We start from the raw sequence: 19360 nt of genomic DNA, 5'->3' as shown, positions 1-19360 counted from the left end.
GAGAGCGCACCATGGATCTCACCTTCAGCGCCGAGGAACGCGCCTTCGAGCAGGAAGTCCGCGAGTTCATTGCCGGGAGCCTCACGCCGGAGATGAAGCGCGCCACCGCGCTGACGCCGTCGGTGTTCTCCGACCCCGATATCGGCATGGCCTGGCAGCGCGCGCTGCACAAGAAGGGCTGGGGCGCCCCGGGCTGGCCGGTGGAACATGGCGGACCGGACTGGACGCCGGCCCAGCGCTGGATCTTCGAGGCCGAATGCGCCCGCGCCGGCGTGCCCAATGTCAACGTGATGGGGGTGAAGATGGTCGGCCCCGTCATCATCGGGTTCGGCTCGCCCGAGCAGCAGAACTTCTACCTGCCGCGGATTCTCTCCGGCGAAGACTACTGGTGTCAGGGCTATTCCGAGCCGGGCTCGGGCTCCGACCTCGCCTCACTGAAGACCCGCGCGGTGCGCGACGGCGACGACTACGTCATCAACGGCACCAAGATCTGGACCACGCATGCGCACCACGCCAACCGCATGTTCGCGCTGGTGCGCACCAATGACGGCGAGCGGCAGCAGGACGGCATCAGCTTCATCCTGATCGACATGAAGACGCCGGGCATCACCACGCGCCCGATCCTGACCATCGGCGGCGACCACGAGGTCAACCAGGTGTTCTTCGACGACGTCCGGGTACCCTTCGCCAACCGCGTCGGCGAGGAAGGCAAGGGCTGGACCTACGGCAAGTACCTGCTCGAATTCGAGCGCGGCTCCGGCATCGCGTCGGCCAAGCTGCGCGAGGCGCTGAAGACGATCTCCGATCTCGCAGTCTCCGAGATCACCGGCCGCGCCATCGAGGATCCCGACATCGCGATCCGCATGTCGGAGGTCGAGGTCGATATCGATGCGCTCGAGATGACCGAGCTCAGGGTGCTGTCGGCGCTGCAGACCGGGCAGAATCCCGGCGCGGTGTCGTCGCTGATCAAGCTCCGCGTCAGCGAGATCCGCCAGGCGGTGACGCGGCTCGGCGTCGACGTGATCGGCCAGGATGGGCTTGCCGTCGAGCCGGCGCGGCCGTTCTACCGGCTCAACCACGAGCCGGCGATCCCCGAAGAACTGCTGCCGGTGGTGCCGGAATATCTCAACGGGCGCGCCTATACGATCTTCGGCGGCTCGTCCGAGATCCAGCGCGACATCATCGCGAAGATGGTGTTGGGGCTGTAGGGCACCGTCGTTCCGGGGCATCGCAAAGCGATGAACCCGGAACCTCGATGTTGTGGCGCGAGCTTTCGGGTTCGCGTTGGCACGCCCCGGAATGACACTACGCCGCCGTCACCTTGGCGTCGCGGATCGCCTGCCAGATCTTTGACGGCGTCAGCGGCGTGTTGAGCTGGGTGATCCCAACTTCGCTCAGCGCATCCATCACGCCGTTGGTGATGCAGGGCGGCCCACCGATCGCACCGGACTCGCCGCAGCCCTTGGCGCCCAGCGGATTGGTCTTGCACGGCGCGGAGCCATCGAGCGTCACCGTGATCGTCGGAATGTCGTCCGCGCGCGGGATGCAATAGTCCTGATAGCTCGCGGTCAGCAACTGGCCTTCCTCGCTGTAAGCTACGCCTTCGTAGAGTGCCTGGCCAATGCCTTGGACAACGCCGCCATGCACCTGCCCCGTCACCAGCATCGGATTGACCGCGACGCCAACGTCGTCGACCGTGGTGTAGCGCACCACCCGCGTGACGCCGGTCTCGGGATCGATCTCGACCTCGCAGATATGGGTGCCGTTCGGCCAGCTCGGCCCGTCGACATTGCCCTCGCTCTCGACCGAGAGCTTTGCGCCGTTTTCCTTCGCCGCGATTTCGAACAGGCTGATGCGCCTGTCGGTGCCGACCACGGTGAGGATGCCGTCGCGATACTCGATGTCCTCGACGGAGGCTTCCAGCAAGTTGGAGGCCTTGTCGCGCGCCTTGTTGATCATGTCGTTGCTGGAGACCGCAACCGCGGTGCCGCCGACGAACAGCGAGCGCGAGCCGACACTGCCGAAGCCGGTGGCGAGGTCCGTGTCGCCCTGGATGACGTCGATCTTGTCCATCGCGATGCCGAGCGTATCGGCGATCATCTGGGTGTAGGTGGTGGCGAGGCCCTGCCCCATCGCCATCGTGCCGGAATGCAGAATGATGCGGCCCTCGGCGGTCGCGTGCAGCGAGACGTTCTCGGTGTGGGCGCGGCCGCCGGTCCATTCGATGTAGCTGGTCAGGCCGCGGCCGTAGAGCAGGCCCTTCTTCTTCGCCGCCTTCTTGCGCCCGGCAAAGCCGTTCCAGTCGGCCAAATCGGACGCGCGCTCCAGCATGTGCGCGAAGGCACCGGAATCGTACACCTGGCCGACCGCATTGGTGTAGGGCAGCTGCGCCGGCTTGATGTAGTTGACCTTGCGGATGGTGCGCGGATCCATGCCGATCTGGCGCGCGGCGGCGTCGAACAGCCGCTCGACGATGAACACCGCTTCGGGCCTGCCGGCGCCGCGATAGGCGCCGACCGGCGCGGTGTGGGTCATCACCGACTTCACCTCGAAATGCACCAGCGGCAAATCGTAGACGCCGGTCTGCACGAACGGGCCGAGCACCAGCGGAATGATGTTGGCGGTGCCCGACGAATAGGCGCCGGTGCCGCCGATCGAGCGCACCCGATAGGCCAGCACGCGGCCCTTGGCGTCGAGCGCGAACTCGCCGGTCGAGGTCAGATCGCGGCCATGGGTGCCGCCGACGAACTCGTCGGTGCGGTCGCCGCGCCAGCGGATCTTCTCGTTCAGCTTGGTCGCGGCATAGGCGACGATGCCGTCTTCCGGATACAGGCTGGTCTTCTGGCCGAAGCCGCCGCCGATGTCGCCGACCAGCACGCGCACGCTGTCCTTCGGCCGCTTCAGGATCGATTCCGCCAACAGGTCGCGGGTCGAGCCCGGGGTCTGCGACTGCACGTGGAGAATCAGCCGGCCGGTCTTCTTCTCGATCTCGGCAATGGTCGAGCGCGGCTCCATCGCCGACGGCACCAGGCGCTGGCTGACCAGGTCGAGCAACACCTTGTGCGCGGCGTTGGCGAAGGCCTCCTCGACCTTGGCGGCATCGCCATAGCTCATCGCGGCCACGATGTTGTCGGGCGCCTCCGGCCAGACCGCCGGCGCGCCCGGCTTGATCGCCTCGGCCGGATCGACCACCGAGGGCAGCACCTCGTAATCGATCTCGATCGCTTCAGCCGCGGTCTGCGCCAGAACCCGTGAGGTCGCGACCACGGCCGCGACGCCCTCGCCCGCGTAACGCACCACCTCATGCGCCAGCAGGCGCCGCGGCGGCACGGTCATCGGCGAGCCGTCGGGCCGCTTGAAGATCGCAAGCGTCGGCAGCGTGCCGATATCGTCCTTGACGAGGTCGGCGCCAGTATAGACGGCCTTGACGCCGGGCATCTCCAGCGCCGCCTTGGCATCGATCGACTTGATGTTGGCATGGGCGTGCGGCGAGCGCAGCACGTGCAGCCAGAGCGCGCCGTCCTGCGGCTTGTCGTCGATGAAATGCCCCTTCCCGGTGACCAGCCGCTGGTCCTCCAGACGCTTGACTGGCTGGCCCGCACCAAAACGCATATTGCCGGGAAGAATGTTCATCAGAGGGTCCTTCGAGCTTCCAAGAATTTCCAGAGAATTTGGCGGGGGTTTTAGCGGATTTTGGCGGCCTGACAACCACGCGCCGGCCGGAGGACAGGCGCCTCGTCGCGCGGCGCGCGGAAGCACAATCCGGTGGCACGCGTCAGGCCATCAACGACATTATTGCGCCCGGCCGATATCGACGATGGCGACCTCGATATCGCGCGCCGAGCCGTCGCGGTTCACGCTGAGCCGCACTTTCTTGCCGACCCCGATCTGCTCGAGCTGGTCGGCCAGATCGGAGAGCCGGTGGACCGGCTTGCCGTCGACCGCGTTGATCACGTCGCCGAGCTCACCGGTCGACATGTCGACCCCGCGTATCCCGGCGCGCTCGGCCGACGACCCCGGTGTCGTGCGCACCACGATCAATCCTTCGGCACCGATACGGGTGGCGACCGCCTCATTGGCGGTGACGATGCCGATCCCCGGCGTCGGCACGCGGCCGTTGCGGATCAGCTCGGGCACCACGCGATTGACGATGTCGACCGGGATCGCAAAGCCGATGCCGGCATTCGAGCCCGACGGCGACAGGATCGCCGTGGTCACGCCGATCAGCCGGCCGGCGGAATCGAGCAACGGGCCGCCCGAATTGCCCGGATTGATCGCGGTGTCGGTCTGGATCACGTTGGAGATCTCGCGGCCGCTCGAGGTCGGCAGCCGACGCTTGAGGGCGCTGATGATGCCGCTGGACATCGATTGATCGAGTCCGAACGGGTTGCCGATCGCATAGGCAAACTGGCCGACCTTGAGATCGGCTGAGCTGCCGAGCGCTAACGACGGCGGCAGCTTGCGCGCGCTGCGGATGCGCAGCACGGCCAGATCGTAGTTCGGCGCCGTGCCGACGATCTCGGCGCGTACCGCCTCGCCGGAGGCAAAGCGGATCGCGACCTGGCTTGCGTTCTGCACCACATGGTTGTTGGTGACGACGTGGCCGTCATTGTCCCAGACAATGCCGGTGCCTGACGCCGCGCCGCCGCCCTCCTGCTCATCGCTCAGCGGATTGGCGGCGGTTTGCGTCACCACCTGCACGACCGACGGCGAGACCTTCTCGAAGATCTCGACATTGGCCTTTTCGGCATCCGACAGCGCGCCGCGCTCGGCGACGGCGCGGGCAGCCGGGCCGCTCCACGGCGCCTGACGGATGCTGCCGGCCGCGAATATCAGCAGAATGGCCGCGATCACGGTCAGGACAAGGACGGTACGCCGATTCATTGGTGTGCTCCACGCAACAAACGCGCTGACCAAGCGGAGGTTTCCGGCATAGCCAAGGCGGATTGCCCGGCATTTTGCCGCGCAGCCCCCGACGGCTTCAGGCCAGATCGCGCAACGCCGCCTCGACCACCTTGCGCTGCTCGGCCGTGAGCGGCGCCTGCGGCGGCACGGGATCGCCGACGTCGTAGCCCTGGCTCGCGAGCCCGGCCTTGATGCAGGCGGCGAGGTTGAAGCGGGCGAACGCCTCGTTGATGCGCCACAACTTGCGCTGCAGGGCCATCGCCTCGTCCCAGCGGGTGCGGCGGCACAGATTGTAGAGCTCGACGCTCTGCCGCGGGATGATGCAGGCCGGGCCCGCCATCCAGCCATGGCCGCCGATCAGCATCACCGCGGCCGGAATATGAGCGGAGGCCGAGAACACTTTCAGGCTGTCGCCACAGCGGTTCATGATCGACAGCAGCCGGCCGGTGTTGGTCGAGGCGTCCTTGATGTAGCCGATGCGCGGATGCTCGGCGAGCCGCGCGATGACGTCGAGCGTGAGGTCGGAGCGCTGGAAATTCGGATTGGTGTAGATCACGACCGGAATGTCGACGGCATCGGCGATGGCGCGGAAATAGGATTCGACCTGCGCATCGGCGACTGGGAAATAGGCCTCCAGGATCGCGAGGATGCCGCTCGCGCCGCGCTTCTGGTAGGCCTTGGCCTGCGCCACCGCATCCGCCGTCGAAGTCGAGGCGACGCCGGCGACCACGGGCACGCGGCCCTGCGCGGCCTCGATCGTGGTCTGCACCACCTGCATGCGCTGCGCATTGTTGAGATAGGCGAACTCGCCGGTCGAACCGAGCGGCGTCAAGCCGTGGACGCCGGCCTTGACCAGATCGTCGCAGAGCCGGCCCAGCACCTCGGTGCGGACATGGCCGGCGGGGTCGACCGGGGACACCAGGTACGGAAAGACGCCGTGGAAATCAGCCATTTGCGAGCCTCGTTGACGGCGAGACATAATCGGGATCGTGCGCAAAGGGAAGCGGCGCGCCGCTGCGCAAGGCGCCGAGCACCGCTGCGAAATCCGTCCCAGCGCGGAAGCCGAGCAGCCGTTCGGCCTTGCCGGCGTCGTAGATCCGGCCGATCGATTTCGGCAGACGCCAGCCGCGCCGCGCGAACAGCGCCGGCGCATCGGGGAAATGGCGCGCGATCACGCCAGCCGCGTCCGTCTTCAGGTCGGCGACGTCGCCGCGCGCAAACGGCGTCGGCGCGCTGATCACAAAGACCTCGAAGCCGCGGATCTTGTCCAGTGCCACGACATGGGCATCGGCGGCGTCCTCGACCGTGAGGCGGCGGTACAGCAGCTCGGTCGCCTTCAGGTTCTCACCATGGATGTCACGGATGGTGTCGTCATCCTCGGGGAAGAAGCGGCTGGTGCGCAACACCGCGCAGTTCAGCCCGTGCTCGCGACTATACAGGCGGCACAGCCCTTCAGCGGCGAGTTTTGTCACTCCGTAAATGTTGCGCGGCTCGAGCGGTCCTGTCGTCTCGTCGAGCCACACCGCAGCATGGCCTTCCTCGTCGCGGATCGCCTGCGAGATCATCAGCGAGGTCGTCGAGGTGAAGACGAAACGGTCGTGGCCGGCAGCCACTGCTGCCTGCAGCAAATTGAGCGTGCCTGTGACGTTGACGTCGACAAAGGCCTGCGGCGCGAACCGCGCGATATCGGGCTTGTGCAGCGCCCCGCCATGGATCACGGCCTCGATGCCGTGATCGGCGAACACACGCTCGACCACCGATCGTTCGGCTACCGAGCCTGTGACATCGGTCGCCTCACCCGCGACGACGTCGAGGCCGACCACGTCATGGCCGGCCTGTCGAAGCCGCGGCGCGAGGAAACGGCCGAGCCAGCCGGAGGAGCCGGTCAACAATATTCGCATGAATTCCGCCCGGCCCGCGCCTTTCAGAACACCTTGGCGATCGCGGCCTGCGCATCGCCCTGGATCTGCTTCAGATGATCCGGCCCGCGGAAGCTTTCGGCGTAGATCTTGTAGACATCCTCGGTGCCGGAGGGACGCGCGGCGAACCAGCCCGCCTCGCTTTCGACCTTGATGCCGCCGAACGGCTGGTCGTTGCCCGGCGCCTTGGTCCTGACCGCGCGCACGGCATCGCCGGCGAGCTGCGTCATGTTGAGCTGCTCGGGCCCGAGCGCCTTCAGCGCGTTCTTCTGCTTCGGCGTCGCCGCCACATCGATGCGCTCGTAATAGGGAACGCCGAGTTCGGTGGTCAGCTCGCCGAACAATTCGCTCGGATCGCGGCCGGTCTTGGCGATGATCTCGGCTGCCAGGAGGCCGAGGATGATGCCGTCCTTGTCGGTGGTCCACACCGAGCCGTCGCGCTTCAGGAACGAAGCCCCCGCGCTCTCCTCGCCGGCAAAGCCGAAGCCGCCGCTGCCGAGCCCGTCGACGAACCATTTGAAGCCGACCGGCGTCTCGACCAGCTTGCGGTTCAGCTTCTTCGCGACGCGATCGATGATCGAGCTCGACACGATGGTCTTTCCGATCGCGGCGTCCTTGCTCCATTGCGGCCGGTGCGCGAACAGATAGGCGATCGCGGTGGCGAGGAAGTGGTTCGGGTTCATCAGCCCGTTCGAGCGGGTCACGATGCCGTGGCGGTCGGCGTCGGTGTCGTTGGCAAAGGCGACGTCGAACCGGTCGCGCATCCCGATCAGGCTCGCCATCGCATAAGGCGACGAGCAGTCCATCCGGACCTTGCCGTCCCAGTCCGCGGTCATGAAGCGGAAGGTCGGATCGACGGCCTCATTGACGACGCTGGCGTTGATGCCGTAGCGCGCGATGATCGGCTGCCAGTAATGCACCGCCGCGCCGCCGAGCGGGTCGATGCCGATCTTGACGCCGGCGGACTTGATGAGCGCCAGATCGACGGTGTTGCCGAGATCGGCGACATAGGGCGTGATGTAGTCGTGCAGATGCGTGGTCGCGGCCTTGCGCGCGCGATCGTAGAGCATCCGCGCCACGCCCTTGAGGCCGGTCTCGATATAGCGGTTGGCGTTCTTCTCGACCACGGCGGTGACATCGGTGTCGGCCGGGCCGCCATGCGGCGGATTGTATTTGTAGCCGCCATCCTCCGGCGGATTGTGTGACGGCGTGATGACGACGCCGTCGGCAAGGCCCGTGCTGCGGCCCTTGTTGTAGCTCAGGATCGCATGCGAGATCACCGGCGTCGGCGTGTAGCCGCCCTGCGCATCGATCATGATCTCGACGCCGTTCGCCGCGAACACCTCGACCGCGCTGGCCAGCGCCGGCTCGGCCAGCGCATGGGTGTCGATGCCGATGAACAGCGGCCCGGTGAGGCCCTTCTCGCGCCGGTAGTCGCAGATCGCTTGTGTGGTGGCGAGGATGTGGTCCTCGTTGAAGGAATTCTTCAGCGACGAGCCGCGATGGCCCGAGGTGCCGAACGCAACCCGCTGGGTGGGATCGGTGGCATCGGGCTTGCCGGCAAAATAGGCCGTGACCAGCCGCGGCACATTGGCGAGCGAGGCGGGATCGATGGGTTTGCCGGCGGCAGGATTTGGTGCAGTCACGTGACCTCTCAGATCTGGTATCGCCGACCATCTGCGCAATGGTGATGCCATTGCGTGACATCTTGGCGTGACATCTTGGCGTGCTACCATGGCGGCTTACGTTCAATCAAGCCGAGGGCTTTTCGTTCCTTGCCCACCGCAGCCATGCTTCAGCTTCTTGTTTGAGCATGATCTCCGCGCAAACGCTTTGCGTTTGTCGCAAGGGAAAACCGCTTCGCACTTTGCGCTAACGCGGCCCTTCGGGTCCGGATCATGCTCTACGACACATCGATCTGCTGCACCTTCTCGCGCAATTCGTCGACCAGCACCCGCTTGTTCTCGCTATAGTCGATCGGCACCACGACAAGATGCACGCCGCCGCCGGAGAAGGCCCGTTCCAGGGTCGGGACGATCGCATCCGTGCTCGCGATCCGCGAACCCTTGGCGCCGTAGCTTTCAGCGTATTTGACGAAATCCGGATTGCCGAAGGTCAGGCCGAAATCCGGGAAATGATCGACCGCCTGCTTCCAGCGGATCATGCCGTAGGCGGAATCCTCCAGGATCAGGATCACCAGATTGAGCTTGAGGCGGACGGCGGTCTCGAGCTCCTGCGAGTTCATCATGAAGCCGCCGTCGCCGCAGACCGCGAGCACGCGGTTGTTCGGATACAGCATCGCCGCCATCATCGCCGACGGCAGGCCGGCGCCCATGGTCGCGAGCGCGTTGTCGAGCAGCAGCGAGTTCGCGAGCAGCGTGCGGTAGTTGCGCGCAAACCAGATCTTGTACATGCCGTTGTCGAGCGCGACGATGCCGTCCTCCGGAATCACCTGCCGCACATCATGCACGATGCGCTGCGGCGTCGGCGGCCAGCGGCCCTCGGTGGCGCGATCGGTGATCTTCGCCAGAATGCTCTGGCGCAGGCTGAGCAGCGCGCTGGCATGCGGCAGCTTCCCCTCGACCCGATCAGCCAGCAATTCGAGGCTCGGACCGACGTCGCCAATCACCTCGCATTGCGGGAAATAGACCTGCTCGACCGTTGCCGGCATGTAGCTGACATGGATCACCTGCGGCCCCTTCGGGCCCATGATGAAGGGCGGCTTCTCGACCGTGTCGTGACCGATCGCGATGATGAGATCGGCGCGGTCGATCGCCTCGTGCACATAGTCGCGCTCGCTCAGCGCAGCGGTTCCCATATACTGATTGGTGCCGCCGGATACCGTGCCCTTGCCCATCTGTGTGGTGAAGAACGGGATTTTCGTGCGCCGCACGAAATCGCCGATCCCGGCAGTCGAACGCGGACGCGATGCCGCCGCACCAAGCATGATCAGCGGGCGCTGTGCCTTCAGGATCATGTCGGCGGCGCGGTCGAGCGCGGCGGCGTGCGCGATCGGAATCTCGATCGGATGCGGCGGTATCATTTCGACCGGCGTCGTCTCGTCGCCTGCGATGTCTTCCGGCAGTTCGAGCAGCACCGGCCCCGGCCGTTCCTGCGTCGCAATGCGGAAGGCGTCACGGACCAGCGTCGGAATGGTCGCGCCGCTGACGATCTGCAGCGACAATTTGGTCAGCGGGCGGAACGTGTTGACGATGTCGACGATCTGGAACTTGGCCTGCCGGCTGCTCAAGATGCCCTTCTGGCCGGTCAGCATCACCATCGGCATCGCGCCGAGCAGTGCATAGGCGGCGCCAGTGGTCAGGTTGAGCGCGCCGGGACCGAGCGTCGTCATGCAGACGCCGGGCTTACCGGTCAGCCGGCCATAGGTCGCCGCCATGAAGGCCGCAGCCTGCTCGTGGCGTGTGACGATCAGTTTGATCGAGGATTTGCGCAGACTCTCGACGACGTCGAGATTCTCCTCGCCGGGGACGCCGAACACCCGCTCCACACCCTCATTCTCGAGGGCCGCGACCAGCAAATCGGAACCTTTGACCATCTCAGCCTCGCATCGTTGATTGCATGCCGCGCACGGAGCATATCCGCATCGCGCGCTGCCGGAAACTCCCTCGCGAGCTCACGGCTTGTGCGCCCTGATCCAGGCGTCGGCGGCGGGCAACACGCGCGCGGCAAGATCGGCCGAGATCGCGATCGCCTGCACGGATCGCGCCACCATCACCCGTCCGCCGGTGGTTGATTGCGACGGAGCAAACGCGGCGAGTTCCGCCGCGTGGCCCTCATCGGTAAAATTGGTCATGAAGTTCGGCACGAACTGGTCGCGGAAGTTCGGTCCCTGCCTTGCCAGCAACGTATCGAAATTGGTCCTGACGAAGTTCCAGGCGAGCTGCGGCTGCTCGCCTGCGGACGCAACCGCGTTGATCATCCCCGTCACGATCGTATCGGGCAATTCGTTGGTCAGCGTCAACGCCAGCGTCGCCCGCGCCAATTCGGCATCGCGGGCGCTTGCCGCCGCGAGATAATAACGCAGCCGTTCATTGGTCGCCGTGCTGTTGCGCGCCAGCGCGAGCAATTTGTCATAGGTTGCCCGATCGGCGGTCACACCGACAACATGCGTGACGGCATCGCGCAATGCGGTCGGAAGCGAATTGGGATCATCGACGAATGCCGCAAAGCGCCGCTTCGCTTCCGCCACAATAGCCGCATCCCCGAGGTCGCCAAGCGTCGAGATCAGGCTTGCACGCAACAACGCAGTGTCATCGCCGCCTGAACCGGCGCCGTCCCATCCGATCCGATCGAACACCGGGCGCAGCTTGGCGCGGGCATAGGCCTGGATCACCGGCCGCTCGGTGCGGCCGCGCGACAGGCGGTTCAGCGCCGCGAATGTCGAGATCACCTGGTCCCACACCGCGCGATGGTCACCGGCATCGAGCGCATCGAGCAGCGCGAGATAGGACGGCGCCTCCGCGCGGCCCGCCTGCACCAGCGCCCAGCTGTCGGTGACGACATTGAGACGGTCCGTGACCTGCATTTGCGGGAAGGCGTTCAACAACGCCGCACGGTTCTTCGGACCGTACTCGACCCTGTAGTAGCCGACGTCGCCGAGATTGACCTTGATCGCATCGCCGCAGGCGCCGGCCGGGATATTGGTGCTCCCCTTCAGCAATATCTCGTCAAACGGCTTGCCATGCGCCGGCCCGACCGCAACCGGGAGCTGCCAGTTGCGGGCCGGCAGCGGCGGATTGTTGGCTGGCGCGATCACGAAGCGGTCCTGCCGCAAGGTCAGGCGTTGCGCCACACCATCGCAAGCCGCCTCGGCCACGACCAGCGGCACGCCGTCCTGCTCGGTGAACGAGGCGGCGATACCGGTGATCGCCTTGCCGCCGGTACTCTCGAGCGCCTGCCAGAGATCAGCGGTCGTCGAGTTGCCGTAGGCATGCGCGGCCATGTATTTGCGGATGCCGTCGCGGAACGCCTGTTCGCCGAGATAGTTCTCGAGCATGCGGATCAGCGCCTGCCCCTTGTTGTAGGTAATGGCGTCGAATGCCGTGACTGCTTCACTGTGATCGGCAATCGGCTGCTGCACCGGATGCGAGGTACGCCGCGCATCGAGCGTCATGGCAAACTGCTTCGCGCCGTAGCCGTTCAGCCAGCCCTGCCACTCTGGATAGAACTGTTCCGAGGCCTTGGTCGCCATCCAGCTGGCAAAGCCCTCGTTGAGCCAGAGATTGTCCCACCATGCCATGGTGACGAGATCGCCGAACCACATATGCGCCATCTCGTGCGCGATGATCGCGAAGATGCCGCGCCGCGCGGTCTCCGCAGAGGTCGCGGGATCGAACAGCAGCCGGCTCTCGAAGAAGGTGATGCCGCCCCAGTTCTCCATCGCGCCGCCGAACCCGCCGGGAACGGCGATCAGGTCGAGCTTCGGCAGCGGATACTTGACGCCGAAATAGTCGTTGTAATAGGCGAGCAGCTTCACCGCGCTGTCGAGCGCGAACCGGCCCTGCCCGCCCTTGCCCTCCGTCGTCACCACGCCGACCGTGACGCCGCCGGCATCCGCCGTGACGCGCTCGATCTCGCCGACCGTGAGCACGAGCAGATAGCTCGACATCTTCGGCGTCGGCGCGAACGCAACCTTCTTGAGATCGCCGGCGACCGGCTCTTCGCTGGTCACGGGCATGTTGCCGACCGCGAGCAGATTGCGTGGAATGACGACGGTCAGCGCGAAGCTCGCCTTGAACGACGGCTCATCCCAGCACGGGAAGATCCGCCTTGCATCGGCCGGCTCCAGCTTGCTGGAGATCATCCGCTTGATCCCGGTCCTGGTCGGGTAGTCGACCGAGAACAGGCCGGTGCCGAATTTATTGATCTGCGCCGTGAAGGCGATGCGCAGCTTGTGGCGGCCGGCCGCAAGCGGCTTGGTGAAGGTCAACGTTGCGGTCTGCGCGGTGGCGTTAGTCGCGACCTCCGCGCGCTGCGCGCCGTCATCGATCGTGACCTCGGTGAAAGTCGTGTTGACGGCGTTCAGCGTCAGCTGCGCGGTCGCCTCGCGCACCTCGATGTCGACGGTCTCGACGCCGGGCAGAGCGAGGCTGGCGATGTCAGGCGTCAGCTCGATCGCGTAATGCAGCGGGAAGACCGTCTTCGGCAGCTTTCCGGGCGTGCGGTCGAACGAAAATGTCTGCTCGGCCCGCGCGCCCGCGGCCATTGTCAGCAGCAAGCCGATCGCAGTGGCAAGACGACGCAGCAGCGCCCTTCGGACATGGGTTGCAGGCATGTTCATCGCGCGCAGCTCACCGGGGGATTATCGGATGCCATTGCGGAAGGCCGTAGCAAGCAATCTAGTAGAGAAAATGTCGCCACAAAACTGACAACTCCGCGACATTGGCGTCACAATGCTTCGCATTGATTGGTGCGCCGCTCGCCATGGCACTTTGGCCTGCTGACCCTTGTTGCTCAACGGCGGGATGGAAGGTTAACGTACGGCTCGCATTCCAGCGGCAACGTCCGCGACGGGAGACAACAATGTTCGGAAAGTTCTCGCGCCGGCAGTTTGCGGGCCTCGCAGGCCTCTCGGCGCTCGGTTTGACCGGCCCCGCCGAGGCTGCAAACCGTGCGTCGCGGCCGGACGGCACAAACTTTCCCACGGGCTTCGTCTGGGGCACCGCGACCTCGTCCTACCAGGTCGAGGGCGCGGTCAATGAGGACGGCCGCGGCCCATCGATCTGGGACACATTCACCCATACATCGGGCAAGATCGAGGACGGCTCGACCGGCGATCGCGCCAACGACCACTATCACCGCTACAAGGAGGATGTCCGCCTCATCAAGGAGCTCGGCGCCAGGGCCTATCGCTTCTCGATTGCCTGGCCGCGGGTGTTTCCCGACGGCACCGGGGCGCCGAACCCGAAGGGCCTCGACTTCTACAACCGCCTGGTCGACGAGTTGCTTGCGAACGGCATCGAGCCCTACGCCACGCTCTATCACTGGGACCTGCCGCAGGCGTTACAGGACCGTGTCGGCGGCTGGCGCTCGCGCGACACCTCGAGGGCATTCGGCGACTATGCCGGCTACGTGGCGCAGCGACTGACCGACCGCGTGAAGAACGTCTTCACCCTCAACGAGGTCGGGCGTTTCCTGCCGTTCGGCTATGCGCTCGGCGTCGACGCCCCCGGGCTGAAGCTGCCAGCGGGCGAGGTGAACCAGGCGCGCCACCACGTCGCGCTGGCGCATGGTCTTGCGGTGCAGGCGATCCGCGCCAAAGGCCGTGCCGGCACGCGGGTCGGGCCGGCCGAGAACATCACCGCCTGCGTGCCCGCCTTCAACACGCCGGAGAACATCCGCGCCACCGAGATCGCGACCCGCGAGCTCAATGCGGGTTTTCTCGGTGTCGTCCTCGAAGGCAAGTACACCGAAGGCTTCCTGCAATATGCCGGCGCGGATGCGCCCAAATTCACCGCGGACGAACTGAAGATCATCTCGCAGCCCAATGATTTCGTCGGGCTGAACATCTACGCGCCGCAATGCTACATCCTTGCGACCGACCATGCCCCCGGCTGGAAGCCGCTGCCGATGCCGGCTTCCTTCCCGCATATGAGCTCGGAATGGCTGCGGATCGCGCCAGAGACGATCTATTGGGCGCCGCGGATTGCCGCCAAGCTGTGGAACATCAAGAGCATCTATATCAGCGAGAACGGCACGTCCGGCGAGGACAAGGTGCATCCGGACGGGCAGATCTACGACCTCGACCGCATCATGTTCCTGCGCAACTACCTTGCGCAGTTGCAGCGCGCGACCGCCGACGGCGTCCCGGTCCACGGCTATTTCCTGTGGAGCCTGATGGATAATTTCGAATGGATCTTCGGCTACGAGAAGCGCTTCGGCCTCTACCGGGTGGATTTCGAGACCCAGGCGCGGGTGCCGAAATTGAGCGCGGCATTCTACCGCGACGTGATCGCGCGCAACGCGATCGGGGTTTGATCTATCCGGCCTGCGGGCGCGCGCCGGACCACGCACGCTTCAGCAGGTCGCGGATGCCGCTCTCCTCGATCGGCCGCGGATTCCAGTAAGGGTTTTTGGTGGCGAGCGCGGCGGCCTTTGCGATGCCGTCTTCGGGCATGCCGATCTCGGCGAGCGAACGCGGCGCGCCGAGCCTTGCCGACAGATCGAACAGGCCGTCGGCGGCGTCAGCCGCTCCGAGCGCCCTCGCCGCGCGGCTGACTGCATCGCGGGCGGCCGGTGTGTTGTAGGCGATGGTATGCGGCAGCAGCACCGCATGGGTCTCGGCATGCGGCAGGTCGAACAGCGCGCCGACGGTGTGACAGAGCTTGTGATGCAGCGCCATGCCGACGGTGCCGAGACAGACCGCGCACAGCCACGCGCCGTACAGTGCGTCGGAGCGCGCCTCGAGATCGCGCGGCCGCGCGATCACGTCGGGCAGCGACGAGGCAAGCTTCGCAATCGCCTCTTCCGCCATCAGCGAGGTGATCGGGTTGCCGTCCCGCGCATACAGCGCCTCGGCCCCGTGTGCGATGGCGTTGAGGCCGGAGATCGCGGAGAATTTGGCCGGCATCGAGACGGTCAGGTTGACGTCGTAGATCACGGCCTCGGGCAGGATCTTCGGCGATGATTGCGTGGTCTTGACGCCGTCGACGGTCTCGCCGAGCACCGGCGTCATCTCGGAGCCGGCATAGCTGGTCGGCACGATCAGTTGCGGCAGGTCGGTGCGCAGCGCAATCGCCTTGCTCAGGCCGGTCGCGGCGCCGGCGCCGATCGCAACCACGCCGTCCGGCTTGAGCTCGCGGACGATCTCCATCGCACGTTCGGTCACCGGGACCGGCGTGTGCACCACTGCACCGTCGAACAATCCGGCCACACGGCCGCCGGTCAGGCCAGCGAGATCGCCGAGCTCGGCCTGCTGCCGCCGGCTCGCCAGCACCAGCGCGCGGCTGATGCCGAGCCGGTCGAGCTCGCCCGCCAACTGCGCGACCGTGCCGACCCCGAACACGACCCGCATCGGGCTGACCTGGTAGGTGAACGGCTGCGCCATGGCGATTTCCGAAGCGTTGGTCAGCCGCGGCGCCAGTCGCGCGGCGTGCAGCCGAAGCGGTGCCTGAAGCGCCGCGTGAAATGCGACAGGTCGGAGAAGCCCCAGTCGAACGCGATGTCGCCGATCGTGCGCCCGGCGATCGCGGGGTCCCTCAGATCGCGCGCCGTGCCGTCGAGGCGGCGGTCCATCACATGGCTGGCGAATGTCGTGCCGGCGCGCTCGAACAGTTTGTGGACATAGCGCTCGCTGATGCCGATCGCAGCCGCAATGGCGGCAACGCCGAGCCCGGGCTCGCGCAGCCTGCGGTCCACGGCGCGGCGCAGCGTAAGCCACGTCGCATCGGCAAGGCCGGCGCTCTCGGCGGCGCCTGCGCGGCCGCTGCGCGACAGGCTAAGCGCGACCAGATCGAGCAGCACGCCGAACAGCCGCGCGTTGTCCGCATCCGAAGCACGGAGCGCCGATGTGTTCAGGACCTGCGCCGTTTCTGTGATGAGATGGCCGACGAAGGGATCATCGGAGACCCGCGCCGGCGCGGCCTCGGGCGCCGACGGCAGCCGTTCATCCAGCGCCTCGGCCGGCACCCAGAACGAGGCGACCTGCAGCGCCGGGCCGCGGTCGTGCAGCAGCGCAAAGCGCTGGCCGCTGTCGAAGATTCCGACCTGTCCCGGCGACAGGCTGATCTCGCGTCCCGCCTGCTGGATCCGGCAGCGGCCGGCGAGCTTCAGATTGAGGTAGTAGCAGCGCCGGCTTGACGCGGCGATGTCGGCAGCGGAGCGTCGCACGATATGCTCCGGGAAGCTGACCCGGTTGACCGCGCCGTCGCCGAGTCCAACGGTCTCGACCCGGGCGAGGAAGCCTGGCGTCGCCGGCGGCTCCGGCGTCAGGTTCATGAAGGCCTGGCAGATCGCCTCGCGATAATAGGCAAACTGCTCGCCCGGCCTGGTGTCCGCGGTATTCCAGCTCAGTTTGCGCGAGCGATCCGCGGCGGCGATTTGCTGCATCAGTTCACTCCGAGCCCAGTCCGGTTCGCTCACAGCCAAGCGCGTTCCGCGGGTCCAGGTCAATATCCAGGTCAGTATCCATCAGGAAGCGGATGAAACTTGCGCGTATCCCGGTCCGTCCGGACGCGGCAATCGATCTAACCAAACCAGACAGGGAGGTACAACATGTCGACCTATGTTCTCGTCCATGGCGCCTGGCATACCGGCGCCGAGTTTGAACCGGTTGCGGCCGTTATCCGCAAGGCCGGCCATGTCGTCCACACCCCGACCATCAAAGGCAACCGGCCCGGCGACCGGAAGGACTCCGGCCTTGCCGAGGCGATCCAGTCGATCGTGGATTACCTCGCCGAGCACAATCTGAATGACATCGTGCTGGTCGGCCACAGCTATGGCGGCATGGTCATCACCGGCGTTGCCGACGCCGCCGCGAACCGCATCCGCCGGCTGGTCTACTGGAACGCGTTCGTGCCCAACAATGGCGAGTGCCTCAACGACATGGTGCCGCCGCACTATGTCGGCCTGTTCGATGCGATCCACGCCGAGCGCGGCGACGGCTCGGTGGTGCTGCCGTTCCCGATCTGGCGCGAGGCCTTCATCAACGACGCCGACCTCGAGACGGCGCAGCGGGCCTATGACAAGCTCAATCCGCACCCGTTGAAGACCTTCCAGGACAAGATCGCGCTGCGCACCAATCCCGCCGAGATGCCCATCGCGAAATCCTACGTGAACTGCATCGAGGACACCGCGATGCCGCACAGCCTGCCCTGGCATCCACGGTTGTCGGAGAAGCTCGGGCTGTTCCGCCTGGTCCAGGTGCCGGGCAGCCACGAGCTGTGCTTCTCCAACCCCGGGCGGCTGGCACAGGCCTTCCTCGACGCCGGCCGCGATTAGGCCACCGCCCTGTATGCCGGCGCAGTCGCGAGGAAGCGGGCATAGGCGTCCGCGTCCGGCGGCGTGAACTTTTCGACGAGCGGGTTGCGGCGCGACGCCTTGGTGCCGATGTCGGCCAGCAGCTCGTCGAAATGCTTGAAGTGATAGGGCGCGACGCACAGCCCGCCATAGACACCCGCTGCCGGACGCTCGACGCGCTTGAAGTTCAGCATCATCGCGATGTTGCTATTCATCTCGGCCGCGCTCGGCTGCCGCGCCAGCTGGCCGTCGGCGTAGCGCACCAGCCAGTTCGCGGCGAGATCGGCGCACAGCACGGTGCAGAAGCTCGAATTGAAACCGACAAAGCCCATGTCGGGCAGATCGGGATTGGCGATCAGCCGGTACAGCCGGTACTGCCCGTCGGGCTCGACCAGCTTGTTCTGATACTCCTCGGGCAGGAACGGCACGCCGAGCTTGTAACCGATCGCGAGCACCGCGACATCGGCCGCGACGCGCTGGCCGCCGCTCATCACGATGGTCTTGCCGTCGTAATGGTCGAAGGTGCCGCGCACCGCCTTGATCCGGCCGTCGGCGACCATCGGATAGAAGCCGGGGGTTGCGATCGGCACCGAGCAATTGACGCCGTCCTCGATCCGCTCCTTCGGCACCATGCCGCATTGCTTCAGCTTGAGCTGCATCTTCAGCATGCTTTCGAGCCCGCGCCAGTTCGCCCACACGAACGGCTTTGCCACGACATGCGCAAGGCGCGCCATCGGTCCGATGCCCCAGCTCGCAAACATCTGCTCCTGGGCGCGGATGTAGAGGATGCGCTTGAAGTTGACGAGGCCGCCGACGAAATAGGGAATCCGCCAGACCGGCTCGCGAAACACGATGGTGACTTCGCTGGCGCCGGAATTGACCGCGTTCACGGCGATGTCGGTCGCCGATTTGGAGCCGCCGAGCACCACTACCTTGCGGCCCTTGGCAAGCGCTGGATCGCTGTATTGCGACGAATGCAGGATCTGCCCGCCCTGCGCCTTGAAGCCGTCCTCGCCGGCCAGCGGCAAGGTCTGCGGCTCGTTGAACTGCCCGGTGCAGACCGCGACGAAGTCGAAATCCTCGTGGCCGGTGGCGCCGTCGGTCGAGCGCAGCGCCAGCGTCCAGCCCGGCCTGCCGTCGGCACGGCGCTTCATGCCTTCGACCTTGGTGTCGAACCGCATCGCGCCGTCGAGCCCGTGGCTGCGGGCGTAGTCGCGCAAATAGGCATGGACCTGCGGACCCTTCGGCCATTCCGGATAGGCCTCCGGCATCGCCTTGTCGGTGTAGCGATAGAGCTCCTTCGGGCTCTGGGTCTGCACGTCGGGATAGGAGCGCGCCGGCTCCCAAACCCCGCCGAGATCGCCGCTGCGCTCGATGATGGTCACCTTGTGGCCGCGACCGGCAAAGGCCTTGCCGGCGGCGAGCCCGGAAATGCCGGCGCCGATGACGCACACATGCTTCTGCTTGACCATGAAACCGCTCCGAATTGAATGAACAGGTCCAATTTCGTTAGGCGCACGCGTCCCCGTCATCGCCGGAGCCAGCCCCGGCGATTGCCG

General features: G+C 66.0%; 13 protein-coding genes. 3 read left to right on the top strand and 10 right to left on the bottom strand.

Annotated elements, in window-relative coordinates; translation table 11 throughout:
- The first annotated feature begins 11 nt into the window (after positions 1–11).
- On the top strand, positions 12–1208 hold the full coding sequence (locus tag IF803_RS13215; protein ID WP_461192418.1) for an acyl-CoA dehydrogenase family protein: 1197 nt from the start codon (positions 12–14) through the stop codon (positions 1206–1208).
- Positions 1209–1305: 97 nt separating this feature from the next.
- Here IF803_RS13215 and IF803_RS13210 read toward each other — a convergent pair whose 3' ends face one another.
- From IF803_RS13210 to IF803_RS13180, 7 genes are all read right to left on the bottom strand, one after another.
- Positions 1306–3633, bottom strand: a complete 2328-nt coding sequence (locus IF803_RS13210) for a xanthine dehydrogenase family protein molybdopterin-binding subunit (RefSeq protein ID WP_461192417.1) — start codon at positions 3631–3633, stop codon at positions 1306–1308.
- Positions 3634–3792: 159 nt separating this feature from the next.
- Positions 3793–4884 carry a S1C family serine protease gene (locus IF803_RS13205; protein WP_461192416.1) on the bottom strand — a complete coding sequence of 364 codons (1092 nt, stop codon included), beginning with the start codon at positions 4882–4884 and terminating at the stop codon, positions 3793–3795.
- A 97-nt stretch (positions 4885–4981) separates the two neighbouring features.
- Complete coding sequence (locus IF803_RS13200; protein WP_038386222.1) at positions 4982–5857, bottom strand: dihydrodipicolinate synthase family protein; 876 nt, start codon at positions 5855–5857, stop codon at positions 4982–4984.
- A complete protein-coding gene (locus IF803_RS13195) occupies positions 5850–6806 on the bottom strand; it encodes an NAD-dependent epimerase/dehydratase family protein (RefSeq protein ID WP_461192415.1) in 957 nt (318 codons plus the stop codon). Before IF803_RS13195 ends, IF803_RS13200 begins: the two co-directional genes overlap by 8 nt.
- 23 nt (positions 6807–6829) lie before the next feature.
- Positions 6830–8470 (bottom strand): phosphoglucomutase (alpha-D-glucose-1,6-bisphosphate-dependent), encoded by a 1641-nt coding sequence (gene pgm / locus IF803_RS13190; protein WP_461192414.1) that lies wholly within the window; start codon positions 8468–8470, stop codon positions 6830–6832.
- A 257-nt stretch (positions 8471–8727) separates the two neighbouring features.
- Positions 8728–10380 (bottom strand): acetolactate synthase large subunit, encoded by a 1653-nt coding sequence (locus IF803_RS13185; protein WP_461192413.1) that lies wholly within the window; start codon positions 10378–10380, stop codon positions 8728–8730.
- A 78-nt stretch (positions 10381–10458) separates the two neighbouring features.
- The gene (locus tag IF803_RS13180) at positions 10459–13125 is read right to left on the bottom strand and encodes a M1 family metallopeptidase (protein ID WP_461192412.1); all 2667 of its coding nucleotides are present in this window, start codon (positions 13123–13125) and stop codon (positions 10459–10461) included.
- A 242-nt stretch (positions 13126–13367) separates the two neighbouring features.
- On the opposite strand from IF803_RS13180, the gene IF803_RS13175 reads away from it, so the two are divergent.
- Positions 13368–14822, top strand: coding sequence for a GH1 family beta-glucosidase (locus IF803_RS13175; RefSeq protein WP_461192411.1), 1455 nt, complete (start codon positions 13368–13370; stop codon positions 14820–14822).
- A gap of 1 nt (position 14823) precedes the next feature.
- Here the strand turns inward: IF803_RS13175 and IF803_RS13170 are convergent, their stop codons facing one another.
- Both IF803_RS13170 and IF803_RS13165 read right to left on the bottom strand, forming a co-directional pair.
- Positions 14824–15891: a maleylacetate reductase gene (locus IF803_RS13170; protein WP_461192410.1), complete on the bottom strand. Its 1068-nt coding sequence runs from the start codon at positions 15889–15891 to the stop codon at positions 14824–14826.
- 20 nt (positions 15892–15911) lie between these two features.
- Complete coding sequence (locus IF803_RS13165; RefSeq protein ID WP_461192409.1) at positions 15912–16892, bottom strand: helix-turn-helix domain-containing protein; 981 nt, start codon at positions 16890–16892, stop codon at positions 15912–15914.
- A 165-nt stretch (positions 16893–17057) separates the two neighbouring features.
- Here IF803_RS13165 and IF803_RS13160 point away from each other — a divergent pair, with 165 nt between their 5' ends.
- On the top strand, positions 17058–17783 hold the full coding sequence (locus tag IF803_RS13160) for an alpha/beta hydrolase (RefSeq protein ID WP_304496793.1): 726 nt from the start codon (positions 17058–17060) through the stop codon (positions 17781–17783).
- Here the strand turns inward: IF803_RS13160 and IF803_RS13155 are convergent.
- Positions 17780–19273 carry a flavin-containing monooxygenase gene (locus IF803_RS13155; protein ID WP_461192408.1) on the bottom strand — a complete coding sequence of 498 codons (1494 nt, stop codon included), beginning with the start codon at positions 19271–19273 and terminating at the stop codon, positions 17780–17782. The two genes, IF803_RS13160 and IF803_RS13155, sit on opposite strands and share 4 nt — an antisense overlap.
- Positions 19274–19360 lie beyond the last annotated feature (87 nt).

This window comes from Bradyrhizobium sp. UFLA06-06 (assembly GCF_054820065.1).
The sequence above is the reverse complement of the archived record's forward strand: the minus strand, read 5'-3'. Positions and strand labels throughout refer to the sequence as shown.

Coding starts and splice junctions, on each gene's coding strand:
- IF803_RS13205 (WP_461192416.1), bottom strand. CDS start 4,884: ATGAATCGGCGTACCGTCCTTGTCCTGACCGTGATCGCGGCCATTCTG.
- IF803_RS13175 (WP_461192411.1), top strand. CDS start 13,368: ATGTTCGGAAAGTTCTCGCGCCGGCAGTTTGCGGGCCTCGCAGGCCTC.
- IF803_RS13155 (WP_461192408.1), bottom strand. CDS start 19,273: ATGGTCAAGCAGAAGCATGTGTGCGTCATCGGCGCCGGCATTTCCGGG.
- IF803_RS13195 (WP_461192415.1), bottom strand. CDS start 6,806: ATGCGAATATTGTTGACCGGCTCCTCCGGCTGGCTCGGCCGTTTCCTC.
- IF803_RS13185 (WP_461192413.1), bottom strand. CDS start 10,380: ATGGTCAAAGGTTCCGATTTGCTGGTCGCGGCCCTCGAGAATGAGGGT.
- IF803_RS13180 (WP_461192412.1), bottom strand. CDS start 13,125: ATGAACATGCCTGCAACCCATGTCCGAAGGGCGCTGCTGCGTCGTCTT.
- IF803_RS13215 (WP_461192418.1), top strand. CDS start 12: ATGGATCTCACCTTCAGCGCCGAGGAACGCGCCTTCGAGCAGGAAGTC.
- IF803_RS13165 (WP_461192409.1), bottom strand. CDS start 16,892: ATGCAGCAAATCGCCGCCGCGGATCGCTCGCGCAAACTGAGCTGGAAT.
- IF803_RS13200 (WP_038386222.1), bottom strand. CDS start 5,857: ATGGCTGATTTCCACGGCGTCTTTCCGTACCTGGTGTCCCCGGTCGAC.
- IF803_RS13170 (WP_461192410.1), bottom strand. CDS start 15,891: ATGGCGCAGCCGTTCACCTACCAGGTCAGCCCGATGCGGGTCGTGTTC.
- IF803_RS13210 (WP_461192417.1), bottom strand. CDS start 3,633: ATGAACATTCTTCCCGGCAATATGCGTTTTGGTGCGGGCCAGCCAGTC.
- IF803_RS13160 (WP_304496793.1), top strand. CDS start 17,058: ATGTCGACCTATGTTCTCGTCCATGGCGCCTGGCATACCGGCGCCGAG.